Raw genomic sequence first — 12,229 nt, 5'->3', positions numbered from 1 at the left:
TTTATGAACATTAAATTTGGAAAAGATAAATCACCAGAAATTTTTTCTAGTATTGCAGAACAAACTGCCGAGCAGATAAAAAGCAATAAAGATAAAAATAAAACTACTCAATTACGCAAATTCTATGATGAATTAGCAATGTGGAATGAGCGCGTTCAATTAGCCCGTGAAGATAAAGAAGCTAAATTCCAAGAATTAGTGCCATTTATCAAAATGTTAAAAGCTAAAGTAGCTTATGCAGAAGGGCGTAAGCATATTGATAAAAATTTTTCCGATGTTTTTAACCGCTGTATTGATCAAGCAAATAATGCTGAAACTTTGCGTGATGCAAAATTATTTATGGAAGCTGTAATGGGCTTTTGCAAATTAGAAGAATTAAAAAGATAAGGAATTAAAAAATGAAACTAACTAATATTATAGAAATTAAAGCAAAATTAGTGTTAAAAACAGGCTTACATATTGGTGCAGGCGACAGCGAAATGCATATTGGTGGTATTGATAATTCAGTAATTAAACACTCAATTACGCAATCACCTTATATTCCAGGCTCGAGTTTAAAAGGGAAAATTCGTACACTTTTAGAATGGTATTCGGGCGAAGTGAAAAGTGAACCATTAAGTATAAATAATGTAGCTTCTGCGAATAATTCTGAAAATGTAAAAAATATTTTACGTTTATTTGGTTTTGCTGGGCATTCAGAAAATAATAAAGAACTTTGCCAAGAATTAAAATCTTCTCGCCTTGCCTTTTGGGACTGTGCGTTAAACGAAGATTGGGAAAAGATGATTCGCGAAGATAATCAGCTTTTAACCGAAGCCAAAAGTGAAAACACCATCGACCGCATTACAGCCACCGCAGGCAATCCACGCCAAACTGAACGTGTGCCAGCTGGGGCAGAATTTGATTTTAAATTGGCTTTACGCCAGTTTGAAGGTGATAGTGAGGAATTAGTCAAATTAGTGTTAAAAGGTTTACGTTTATTGGAATTAGATAGCCTTGGCGGTTCGGGTTCTCGTGGTTACGGTAAAGTAGAATTTCAAGGTTTAACCGTAGGCGGAAAAGAAGAAAAATTGCCTGAAAATCCATTCGCATAGGAGGCAAAATGAAAACCTATCGTTTTACGCTTTCGCCTAAAAGTGCGTTCGGTACGCCTTTGGTGGGTGATAGCTTATTTGGGCAACTTTGTTGGGCGATTGTCAATCGTTTTGGCGAAGCTCACTTAACGGAATTATTGGCTGGTTATACCGAACAACGCCCTTTTATGGTGGTGTCAGATTGCTTTCCGCAAGGCTATTTACCCTTGCCAACTTTGCCCTCACGCTTTTGGCAAACCGATGAAAGCCACAAAGCTGATCGAAAAAAATTGAAGAAAGTTCAATGGGTTAGAGTTGAAGATACTCAACAGCAAGCGGTGAAATTTTGGCAAGAATTTGCTATTTCTGCCGATTTTAAATTTGAGAAAGAGAGCCAAGATCAATACCACAACACCATTGACCGCTCAACGGGCACAACAGGCGAAGATATTTTTGCTCCTTACGCTACGGAGCTGACTTGGTATCTGCAAACGCAACAACTCGATCTCTATATTGTGCTAGATGAAGATCGTTTTGATTTGGATGATCTCAAACAGGTCTTGAAAGATGTGGGCGATTTTGGTTTTGGGCGAGATGTATCGATTGGTTTGGGGAAATTTAGCCTTGCCGATGAAGTGCAAGCGGTGGAATTTTCACCACAAAATGCAAATTGCTACTTCACCCTTGCCAATTCCACCCCACAGGATCTAGGGCTAAATAAGGAAAATAGCTATTACCAAATTACCACCCGTTTTGGGCGACACGGTGATATTCAGGCGTTAAGTTCTAGCCCATTTAAAAAGCCGATTATTTTGGCAAAAGTAGGGGCAATTTTCACGCCAAACGAATATAAAGTGCGCTCGTTTTTAGGTAATGGCTTGGGTAATATATCTAATACTCAACCGAATGCGGTACATCAAGGTTACGCTCCTGTGCTGAATTTATTTGTGGACTTTGAAAATAAGGAAAAGCAATAATGAAATTTATGCAAACCCACAAAATTTATCTCACCCCAATTAGCCCGATTCATATCGGCTGTGGGGAAGATTTTGAACCGACGAATTATGTGATTGATAATGAAGTCTTGTTTAATTTCGATCCTGCCAATTTAGCATTAAATAATCGCCAAAAAACTGAATTATTAAATCGAGTAAATCGTTTAGATTTATTATCGATTCAACGATTCTTTTTAGAAAATAAAGAAAAAGTGTTAAGTTCTACTTATTATTTTGCCGATGTTGCCGAAGGGTTAGCCAACGATTATAAAAATAAAGTAGGTAAAGTAGCGCAACGTGAAAGTGATGGTAATAAAGTTATCAATAATTTATCTATTGAGCGTACTGCATTTTTACCTGTCAAACATTTGCCTTATATTCCTGCAAGTGGATTTAAAGGGGCGTTAGCGACAGCATTATTAGATCAAGCTCATCAAGCAAAAAATAATCCGAGAGTGAATAAAAACGATCACGGAAAATTGTTTAAAGAATATATTGGCGAATTTGCCGAGAGTAAATTACGCTTTGTAAAATTTGCAGATTTTTCACCGCTTGTACAAGCAGAAAGTAAAATTTATTACGCTTTAAATTTTAAAAAGAAAGTAGGAAAAATAGGTGGCGAAGGACGAGCAATGGCATTACGTCGTGAATGTATTAAAAGCGGTCAATATCGTGCATTTTTAAGCGAATTAGCCTTAATGCAAGGCGATGCAAATAAAATGCAGATTGCTGATTATTTTACTTTGCTTAAAAATTTCTATTTGCCAATTTTTAAACAAGAAGCTGAATTATTAGCAGAAAGAAATTTAGTTAATCGTCATTATTTAAAACAGCTTGAACAATTATTTAATTTGCCTAATGTTGCGTTAATTCGTTTAGGTAAAAATGGAGCGGATAGCAAAACTTATCAAGCAGATGGCATTGCTCAAATTAAAATTATGGGAGCGAAAGGCACACCACTGAATTTTAAAGATAGCAGCACCACTGTTTGGCTTGCTGGCACAAATCAACAGCAACAAAATGATTTACTGCCGTTCGGCTGGGCAATTATTGAAGCAGACCCCACAGCTGAAAATGAACCATTAAAACAATGGTGCGATGCTCAACCAAAATCAAAATTTAATCGCTCGGTAATTTTGGCTAAACGTGAAGAACAAAAAGCGAAACAAGCTCAATTAAAAGCGGAAGAAGAGGCGAAACAGCAAGCTAAATTAGCTGAAGAAAAAGCCAAAGCAGAAATGCTAAATTCGCTTTCAGATAATCAGCGTTTGATTATGGATTTTGTGGAAAAATTAAAAAATACGAGCGAACGACAAGCCGATAATACAGGTTCGCCATTATTAAAAGAAGCGGAAGCCTTAATCAATCAAGCGATTGAGTGGGAAAATGCTGAGCGTCAATTTGCTTGTGAACAAATTACCGTAGAATTATTAAAATCGGGTATCCGGATTACAGGGTTGAAACAGGGCTATAAACGCCCCGCCTCAATCTCCCGCACCAGTGTTGATATGTCAGCGCCGTAGTTAGTGGATGGCCCCGCTTCGGCAACGCCATAGAACGGCATCCTGCCCATAGCGCCCTCGGGTATCCGTTGACGCTGATAGCGTGGCTTCTTGATCTTCTGGAAGCCCTCAGTAAACAGGATCTTGGCTCGCAGCGCTTCAAAGCTGTAGCCACGGCCAACACGATTAACAACACGAATCAGGTTGTTCAGTGACTCGGTGTAGGCGTTGGTAATGGGGTGGTCGAAGTAAGCGAAAATGTCATCGTGCCAGTTGCCCATCGCTTTGATAAGCGGGTCATAGTGGGCTTTCATTTCCGGCGTAATCTGTCGCAGCCAAGAGTAATATGCCTCCTGTGCCTGGTGCCGGGTCTGACAGTCCCAAATCTCGAAAAAGGCTTCTTTCAGTTCGTAGGCTTGGCCAATCTCAGGGTAATTCAATGTCCAGCCTGAAAAACGCATGTATTCGGCATCTGTCAGCTCGTGACGGCGTTTCAGTAGGACAAACCTATCTCGCATCAACCCACGGCGCTGCTGTGGCGTCAGGGCGCTTCTGATGGCTTTTCTGGCGCGTTCCAGTGATTCGTTCGCCATCCTGACAACGTGGAACTTGTCGATGATCACCGTGGCGTCAGGAATCATGGTTTCTACTGCTTGCCGGTACGGCCTCCACATATCCATTGCCACGTAGCGCACCAGGTCGCGGTCAGTGCGTTTGCTCAGGTAGCGGGTGACGGTGGTTTTATTGCGGTTATCCAGCATGTCCACAATGGTCTGCTGCTGAATGTTGGTGATCACGCAGCGGGGTTTGATGATGTGGATTTCGTCGATACCCAACCACTGCGGCATTTCAAAATTGAGCGTCTTTTCGAGGCGTTCACAATAGTCGTTGAAAATGTTACGGACGGTCTTTTCATCGACGCCCACATCCTCGGCAACACTGGAGAACGTGCGGCGCAGGCTCTCGCGCTCGATGTACTGGATCAGGCGGTTGGTCATCTGCCGCTTTTCGTCTTTGTGCGGTACAGGCTCCAGAAACGTCTTTCGGCAAGACTGGCAGCGATAGCGACGGCGGTTAAGCATGATGCCGGTACGCCTTCCGTGGACGGGTGTATCCATGATCACCTCATCACGGCGACCAAAGCCGACGATTTCAGGATGATTGCAGTGGGGGCACTGCGTAGGCGGTTCGGAAACTTCGGCGTGTACCTGGTAATCGTGCTCCAGTTCGGATACCTGGAGCACTTTGTAATCAGGCCAGTTGAGGATATTCGACATTACTCCTTTGCCACCTTAACCGATTCCTCGGTGCCAGTGGCAGCAGTGACTAGCGCGTTATGAACTCGACGACTGGTATCTTCACTGTCTGTTTCAATCCACGCGCCAAAGGCATGCACCATTGCAGCAAAAGACTTCCCATCAAGGATTTCACCAGACTTGCCTCTGAGCAAAGCGCCCATACCATAGCTGCTTGACGGATGATCGGCAGTCCACCTGAGAGTCTCGGGAGACATTTGGCGAAGCCCCATTCGCTTTATCGTGGCGATAGACTCGTCCGGAAAATAGAGTTTGATTTTCATGCTGACCTCGCTGAAAGCCGCCCCTAGGGCGGCATGTTAGTCAAATTGCTTCGCCGCGGCGGATGTTGCGAATACGAAAACGGAGGTGCTTTGTCGCTTGGTGAACCCCTTGGCCGCGTAATTCTGATTCTTTATTCGGGTTGTTGTTGATTAGGTCTTCAGCAACCCTTTCAAGCTCGCTAAGCGCCTCTTCGATTTCATTCAGCGCATCATTTGCATCGTATGACATGGCTTCTATCCTGCACCAAGTTCGGCGGTGCGCCCGTTGGGCTTATGCCCGAGCCGTTGTTCTCAGCTCTTGAATCTAATATTAGGGCATCTGGCCTTTTCCGTCAACCCTAAAATCCGGTTTATTTACAAAATTACGTCTAGCGCAGATCAACCGCTAAATCCGGATACCCTTAAAATCAAAAATTGATTTTAAGAAAAAAGACACGGAAAAAAATGTGAAAAAATGGCGTAATAAATTGGTGGCAGAACAATGATAAATACCCTCCCCATCGCTCGCTACCAATTCCATTTTCAGGTAATGGAACCGATTTCTTTACCTGAATATGCAGGTTCTACCTTGCGTGGAGCTTTTGGGCGAGCATTACGCAAAATTGCTTGTATGACTAAACAAGCGGATTGCAAAGGTTGTCCGCTTTATCGCTCCTGTCCTTACACCAATATATTTGAAACGCCAGCGCCCACATCGCACGAGTTACAAAAATTCAGCCAAGTACCGAATGGTTATATTATTGAACCGCCGGAATGGGGTGAGAAAATATATTTAACAGGTACGGAATTACGCTTTAATTTGGCGTTATTTGGACGTTTAATTGAGCAATTACCGTTAATTGCCTTTGCGTTTAAACGAGCATTTGAATATAACGTTGGGCGTGGCAAAGCTCATTTAGTAGATATTGCAAAATTCTCACAAAATATGACCGCTTGTCAGTCAATCTTAAAAGAAGGCAATATTATTGAACACGAAAAACAAATTATTTTGCCAGAATCTTTGCCAAATTACTTAACCATTCAAATTGAAACGCCACTACGCATTCAAGAAAACGGTAAACCATTGCGAGAAAATCAGATTAATGCAGATCGCTTTTTTATTGGGTTAGCCAAACGTATTTCATTATTAAGTGAATTTCATCATCAGCCGCTAAATTTAGATTTTGAATTGATTAAAAATGATCTACAAGCAGTTAAATATGAAAAAAATCTTACTTGGTTAGATTGGACTAGATATTCATCACGACAAGATCAGAAAATGAAATTAGGTGGTGTAGTCGGCTCATGGCAATTTGAGAACTTATCGCCCGAATTAATTCAGCTTTTATATTTTGGGCAGTGGTTACATTGTGGCAAAAATGCAACCTTTGGATTGGGAAAATATCGGATTACAAATTTGTAATTTGAGTGAAAAATTTGACCGCTTGTTAAAATCAAATTTTTATTGTTTGAGGGAGCAAAATGACCACTTGGTTTATTTCAAGACACGCAGGCGCAATTGATTGGATTAAACAACAATCTGTGCAAATTGACCGTTTTGAACGCCATTTAGACCCGAGTTCAATTCAAAGTGGAGATGTGGTTATTGGTACGCTCCCGATCCACTTAGCGGCAGATATTTGCCAAAAAGGGGCAAAATTTTATTTTTTATCAGTGAATGTGCGTGCAGAACAGCGCGGCACAGAATTAACCTGCGAACAACTTGTAGAACAAGGCTGTTCGATTGAGGCATTTTATATTCAAAAATTATAAGGATTCTTTTATGCAAAAATATGATATTCACGTTTGCTTGGTGTCTGCACAGGCGGCACCGAATCTATTGCCAACTTTAGATAAAGGATTTAAACCGAAAAAGGCTGTGTTTGTTGTTTCTACAAGAAATGATATTAAAGAAAAAGCAAATTCTCTTCATTTAGCATTTAAGCAAAATGGTATTGATGTAGATATTATGAACCTTTCTGATGAGTTCGATTTTCAAAGAATGGAAATAGAACTATTAGATTTGCTAACAAAATATAAAAATGAAAATATTGCATTAAATGTAACTGGCGGTACAAAATTAATGGCTATAGCTGCTCAGAATGCGTTCTCTGGTGTTAAACCTATTTTTTATATTAATACAGATAGAGAGGAAATTATTTTTATATCAAAAGAAGGTGACAACTATATTCCTGTACAAAAATTAAATACGGAAACATTCATTAGTACTTATCTTTCAGGATATGGCATCACTATATTAAAAAATAAAGATAATTTTAATTTCCATAAACTAGGTATGTTTACAGAACGTTTTGCGACAAGACAAAAAAATTATAAAGATATTATTTCAAGCTTAAATTCATTAGCTTGTGCAGCAGATAACAGTAATTTAGAAGCTAGTCTTGCAGGTTACAACAATGATCTTAGATTAATTATAGAAGATCTTGCGGATGAAGATTTGGTAAAACTGAATGGTGATATTGTAGATTTTAAAAATGAATCCACAAGAAGTTTTTTAAATGGGAACTGGTTAGAATATTTTACTTATAAGCAAGCCAATAGTATTACAGATGTTATCGATGTTGATTGGAATGTAGAAGTGGTAGATTCTAAATATGAAAAAAATAAAATTGGTGTAAATAATGAGTTAGACGTTGTATTTATGGCAAAAAATAAATGTCATATTATTGAATGCAAAACTATGAATTTTGAAAATGAGGAAAATAGCGCTAAATTACAAGGTTATTTAGACAAATTAAAATCTTTAAAAGATTATGGAGGTTCATTAACGAAAGTATGTTTAGTCAGTTTTTATCCGATACCCGCTCACGTAAAACGTCGTGCAGAAAAAGACAATATTGAAATTATTGATGATTATCGTATTAAAGATTTAAAAGAAAAACTCCAAAATTGGATTAGGGAAAAATAATGAAAACCTACAACAAACGCATTTTACTCTCCGTTACAGGAATGTCGCCAGCAGTAGTCACTGAAACTTTATATGCTTTGGTTACAGAAAAAAACTTTATCCCAACTGAAATTCAAGTAATCACCACCATTCAAGGCAAGAATAAATTATTATCAGCTTTGCTTGGTATTGAAGGCGGACGCAAAGAACGCAAAGGGGCATTGGCAGAATTTATCGAAGATTATGGTAGCCAATATGGTTTTTCGGCTATTCATTTTGATGAAAGTTGTATTCATATTATTGAAGATACAAGCGGTGAAAAATTGCCAGATATTCGCACACCACAAGAAAATGAATTTGCAGCGGATAATATCGTCAAGCTAGTTGGTTCGCTCTGTCAAGGCGAAGAAAGTCAGTTGCACGTTTCGATTGCCGGTGGACGCAAGACTATGGGCTTTTTTATGGGCTATGCTTTGTCGCTTTATGGGCGTAAGCAAGATTCGCTTTCACACGTTTTAGTGGATGAGCAATTTGAAACTTTGCCTAATTTTTATTATCGCAAGCCTTATTCTCACATCATTATTAATCGTGATGGCGTAGAATTAGACGCCTCCAAAGCCAATGTTATGTTAGCGGAAATCCCTTGGGTGCGTTTGGGGTTAGGTGTACCGGAAGGTCTAAAGCATCAGGCGATTTCTTATAGCGAATCGGTGAAAAATGCGCAAGCGTTATTGTCGCAACAAAGCATTACTTTTTTGGCACCGCTTGAAGATCGTTTGGTTAAATTCGGGTCAAAAGTAATCAAACTTGCCCCTCGTGGTTATGCGTTACTGTTAGGCTTAGTCGTTGCAAAAGATGCAGGCTGGCAATTTGGTATTCGTGAAGAAAAGCATACAATCGATACTTACTTAAAAATTTACAGCCAAATTAAAGAAGATGAGGAAATGCAGAAACGTTTGGCTGGTATGGATAATGATCTCAAAGATGTGCTTTCCGAATCCCGCACAGATATTCGTAAAAAAATTACAGAAAATTTCTCTCTAGGCAAAGGTGCTGAAAGTGATTATATTCCATCAAGTTCTCGTAAAACCGGTAATTATGAGCTAAATATTGATCTTGATAATATAGATATTTCGGCTATCCAGAATGAACTAGCTAGGTTAAAGATACTTTAAGATAAACAGGGAGCGACAAATAGCTCCCTTTTTTACAAGTTTGTATTTCCTCTCTTTAATTTTTCTATCCTCTATACTGTCTCCATCGAAACGCAGCGTAACTCACAAATTAAAAATCAGCTGACTGATACAAATTTGCAGAATACGCCTAAGTCATCAAAAATCTTTAAACTTTTATCCATTGAAGGCGTGAGGAGAATGTTATGACAACATCATTTTATAACTATGGATTTACATTATTACCGCCTGTTCGGTTTTAATGTGATCGTGAGCGACCACGAAAAGAGTGCCGTTGTCGAACGTTAAACGTACTATTGAACATTACAGACAAACAGGAGAAGTATTATGTGGTTATTCTTAGCAGAAGTGGTTGTAGCTGCCGTTGCGGAAGCGATAGTCGATGAGTTCTTCGACGATTAGGGTAAACCCTACGGCTGGCAAGTGCCGAAAACTTGCCAGGCAAATAGGAACAACAAAAAAGGAGATAGACAATGTTTACGCATTTAGTAGCCGTTGCTCTTGCTGCCGCAATAAAGCGAGCAGTAGAGCGCGCAACCGAGTAATTCGGCGGTTCGCAGAGCCGAAAGTCTGCACCAATTTAGACAAGCAATAATAGGAGGAAATATGTTGGATTTAATTATTGAGATTTTAGAAAAAACTGTGGAAGAGTTAAAAAAATAGCTTGGAAGCCCGCCGCCGTCTCGGTTATGACGGCAACCGAGTAATTCATGAATATGCCAACAAAAATTTATATAGATGGAGAATAAATGCGAGATCGTTATCTTATTGTTTATGATATTAGCAGTTCTAAACGACGTTATTATACACATAAATACTTATCGGCTTATGCTGTGGGCGGGCAGAAATCTTTTTATGAATGTTGGTTGACCAATAGAGAATTAGTCGAATTTAAACAAAAGCTTATAAATTGTATTGATAAGCAAGAAGATAAATTATTTATTTTTCAACTCAATAAAGATACTCAACCACAATTATTTGGATGTGCTTCTTTACCTAAATTTAACCAACCATATTTAATTATTTAGAGGAATATTATGCCAACTCTTTATATTGATCGTAGAACGACAGAACTTAAAGTAAATGGTGATGTACTTATTTGTTATGAAAAAGGTGAACGAATTGCCACTATCCCACTTGCTTCGGTAGATCGGTTATATATGAAAGGGGACATTAATTTGCAAATATCTCTGTTATCAAAATTAGGTGAAAAGGGTATCGGCGTTGTTTTTCTTCAAGGTCGTAAGAATAAACCAATGCAATTTCTACCTCAACCCCATAATGATGCGTATCGTCGTGTAACTCAAACCTATTTGGCGGATAATAAGCTGTTCTGTTTAACCTTAGCTAAAAATATTGTGTTAAATAAATGTATTAAACAATGTCAATTTTTAGCAAAATTTATAGAACATAATCCCAAAATCATTACCTTTATTGCCGAATTACAAAAACTATTTAATTTGATAGTAAAACAAGAAAATATAGATAGTCTGCGTGGTATTGAAGGCAGAATGGGCGCTATTTATTTTGCGGCTTTTGCTGATATTTTACCCCGCTCGTTAGGTTTTAATGGTAGAAATAGACGTCCCCCTAAAGATCCTGTCAATGCTGTACTTTCTCTTACCTATACTCTTTTATATAGTGAAGCCACGTTAGCAGTATATGGGGCAGGATTGGATCCTTATATTGGTTTTTTTCACACATTGCATTTTGGTAGGAAATCTTTATCTTGTGATTTAATGGAACCAATTAGACCAAGTGTTGATGAGTGGATAGCCGAGTGTTTTACGGCTGAAGTTCTTAAAATTGACCAATTTTCACAAACAAATGAAGGTTGTATTTTAGGTAAGGAAGGACGAGTTATATTTTATACAGCCTTTGAAAAAGTTGTTTCTGAGTGGCGGAAAATATTTGAAAAACAGGCGTATGAATTAGTTCATTTGATTTGCGGTTACCAAACGGAATATCATCAAGATCAGTTTGATGATTATACAATTAATATGGCACATATTTTAGGAAATGAAAAATGCGATATTTAATTGGTTATGACATCACGGACAGTAAACGGTTACAGCGCATTTATCGCAGAATGATTAAATTTGCTACGCCGTTACAATATAGCGTATTTCTATTTAACGGGACAAAAGAACAACTTGATAAATATATGCAAACAGTTTTACGATTATATAATAAAAAAGAGGACGATTTACGAATTTATCCTCTTCCGGTACAGGCAAAATATTGGCAAATAGGGAAAAATCCAATGCCGGAGGGGATAGTTTTAAGTACATTTGTATTTTAATCATTTTTATAAAAATAAGTATTATATGAAAGAAAAGGTACATAACATTTGATAAGAAATTTGTTATACTTCTTTTGTCTTTTTCTGTCTGGAATAGTAAAATTTTTTAATTGTATGATTTTTATACACAAAAATAAGCCAACTTATTATCGCACTATTTTTTACAAAAATATGTTTTTTAACCTATTGATAAGTAAGATGTATTTTTGCTTACCGCAGTCGAAAGACCTTGCCCTGTCTTAAAGGGATTGAAACTCATGTATTGGCGTCCTGAACGGGATTGATAAAGTCGAAAGACCTTGCCCTGTCTTAAAGGGATTGAAACTTTTTAGCATATCTATTGGGTATAGCGCTTGCACATGTCGAAAGACCTTGCCCTGTCTTAAAGGGATTGAAACAGTGGCGTAGTAATTTTTTGGCAAATAGCCCTTTAAGTCGAAAGACCTTGCCCTGTCTTAAAGGGATTGAAACTTAGTGACTGCATTCATTTTTACTAAAGTGATTTTGTCGAAAGACCTTGCCCTGTCTTAAAGGGATTGAAACTGTTTCACATACACCATATTTGGCCAAATGTTTAGTCGAAAGACCTTGCCCTGTCTTAAAGGGATTGAAACTTAATACTTCTTCGACAATAGATGTATCAAGTTTAGTCGAAAGACCTTGCCCTGTCTTAAAGGGATTGAAACATTGGTAGTTGA

General features: G+C 38.4%; 14 protein-coding genes and 1 CRISPR repeat array (1 of these 15 running past the window's edge). Of the genes, 11 read left to right on the top strand and 3 right to left on the bottom strand.

Annotated features, from left to right (window positions below):
• Positions 1-3 precede the first annotated feature (3 nt).
• From csm2 to MS_RS07525, 4 genes are read left to right on the top strand one after another with little or no spacing between them, the layout of a single operon-like run.
• Entirely contained in the window at positions 4-387 is a 384-nt protein-coding gene (gene csm2 / locus MS_RS07540; RefSeq protein WP_011200818.1) for a type III-A CRISPR-associated protein Csm2, read from the top strand.
• Between the two features lie 11 nt (positions 388-398).
• Positions 399-1,094 carry a type III-A CRISPR-associated RAMP protein Csm3 gene (csm3, locus tag MS_RS07535; RefSeq protein ID WP_011200817.1) on the top strand — a complete coding sequence of 232 codons (696 nt, stop codon included), beginning with the start codon at positions 399-401 and terminating at the stop codon, positions 1,092-1,094.
• Positions 1,095-1,102: 8 nt separating this feature from the next.
• Positions 1,103-2,050 (top strand): type III-A CRISPR-associated RAMP protein Csm4, encoded by a 948-nt coding sequence (gene csm4 / locus MS_RS07530; RefSeq protein WP_011200816.1) that lies wholly within the window; start codon positions 1,103-1,105, stop codon positions 2,048-2,050.
• Positions 2,050-3,591, top strand: a complete 1,542-nt coding sequence (locus tag MS_RS07525; protein ID WP_011200815.1) for an RAMP superfamily CRISPR-associated protein — start codon at positions 2,050-2,052, stop codon at positions 3,589-3,591. Before csm4 ends, MS_RS07525 begins: the two co-directional genes overlap by 1 nt.
• On the opposite strand, the gene MS_RS07520 is transcribed toward MS_RS07525, so the two are convergent.
• From MS_RS07520 to MS_RS07510, 3 genes are read right to left on the bottom strand one after another with little or no spacing between them, the layout of a single operon-like run.
• Complete coding sequence (locus MS_RS07520; protein ID WP_011200814.1) at positions 3,537-4,847, bottom strand: ISL3 family transposase; 1,311 nt, start codon at positions 4,845-4,847, stop codon at positions 3,537-3,539. The two genes, MS_RS07525 and MS_RS07520, sit on opposite strands and share 55 nt — an antisense overlap.
• Positions 4,847-5,149 carry a hypothetical protein gene (locus tag MS_RS07515; RefSeq protein ID WP_011200813.1) on the bottom strand — a complete coding sequence of 101 codons (303 nt, stop codon included), beginning with the start codon at positions 5,147-5,149 and terminating at the stop codon, positions 4,847-4,849. Before MS_RS07515 ends, MS_RS07520 begins: the two co-directional genes overlap by 1 nt.
• 40 nt (positions 5,150-5,189) lie before the next feature.
• Entirely contained in the window at positions 5,190-5,378 is a 189-nt protein-coding gene (locus MS_RS07510; protein WP_011200812.1) for a hypothetical protein, read from the bottom strand.
• 300 nt (positions 5,379-5,678) lie between these two features.
• Here MS_RS07510 and cas6 point away from each other — a divergent pair, with 300 nt between their 5' ends.
• The 7 genes from cas6 to cas2 (MS_RS07475) all read left to right on the top strand — a co-directional run bounded on the left by cas6 (position 5,679) and on the right by cas2 (MS_RS07475) (position 11,531).
• Positions 5,679-6,551 (top strand): CRISPR system precrRNA processing endoribonuclease RAMP protein Cas6, encoded by an 873-nt coding sequence (gene cas6, locus MS_RS07505; RefSeq protein WP_011200810.1) that lies wholly within the window; start codon positions 5,679-5,681, stop codon positions 6,549-6,551.
• A 59-nt stretch (positions 6,552-6,610) separates the two neighbouring features.
• Entirely contained in the window at positions 6,611-6,901 is a 291-nt protein-coding gene (gene csx16 / locus MS_RS07500) for a CRISPR-associated protein Csx16 (protein ID WP_041639896.1), read from the top strand.
• A gap of 10 nt (positions 6,902-6,911) precedes the next feature.
• On the top strand, positions 6,912-8,057 hold the full coding sequence (locus MS_RS07495; RefSeq protein ID WP_041639894.1) for a Card1-like endonuclease domain-containing protein: 1,146 nt from the start codon (positions 6,912-6,914) through the stop codon (positions 8,055-8,057).
• Positions 8,057-9,211 carry a CRISPR-associated ring nuclease Csm6 gene (csm6, locus tag MS_RS07490; RefSeq protein ID WP_011200806.1) on the top strand — a complete coding sequence of 385 codons (1,155 nt, stop codon included), beginning with the start codon at positions 8,057-8,059 and terminating at the stop codon, positions 9,209-9,211. The genes MS_RS07495 and csm6 overlap by 1 nt, the downstream gene beginning before the upstream one ends.
• Before the next feature lie 767 nt (positions 9,212-9,978).
• Positions 9,979-10,257 carry a CRISPR-associated endonuclease Cas2 gene (gene cas2 / locus MS_RS07485; protein WP_011200804.1) on the top strand — a complete coding sequence of 93 codons (279 nt, stop codon included), beginning with the start codon at positions 9,979-9,981 and terminating at the stop codon, positions 10,255-10,257.
• A gap of 9 nt (positions 10,258-10,266) precedes the next feature.
• The gene (gene cas1 / locus MS_RS07480; RefSeq protein ID WP_011200803.1) at positions 10,267-11,268 is read left to right on the top strand and encodes a CRISPR-associated endonuclease Cas1; all 1,002 of its coding nucleotides are present in this window, start codon (positions 10,267-10,269) and stop codon (positions 11,266-11,268) included.
• The gene (cas2, locus tag MS_RS07475; protein ID WP_011200802.1) at positions 11,256-11,531 is read left to right on the top strand and encodes a CRISPR-associated endonuclease Cas2; all 276 of its coding nucleotides are present in this window, start codon (positions 11,256-11,258) and stop codon (positions 11,529-11,531) included. The genes cas1 and cas2 (MS_RS07475) overlap by 13 nt, the downstream gene beginning before the upstream one ends.
• A 218-nt stretch (positions 11,532-11,749) precedes the next feature.
• Positions 11,750-12,229: direct repeats of the CRISPR family, unit length 37 nt; unit sequence GTCGAAAGACCTTGCCCTGTCTTAAAGGGATTGAAAC (it continues 562 nt past the right edge of the window).

The organism is [Mannheimia] succiniciproducens MBEL55E, assembly GCF_000007745.1.
Classification (GTDB): domain Bacteria; phylum Pseudomonadota; class Gammaproteobacteria; order Enterobacterales; family Pasteurellaceae; genus Basfia; species Basfia succiniciproducens.
The sequence above is the reverse complement of the archived record's forward strand: the minus strand, read 5'-3'. Positions and strand labels throughout refer to the sequence as shown.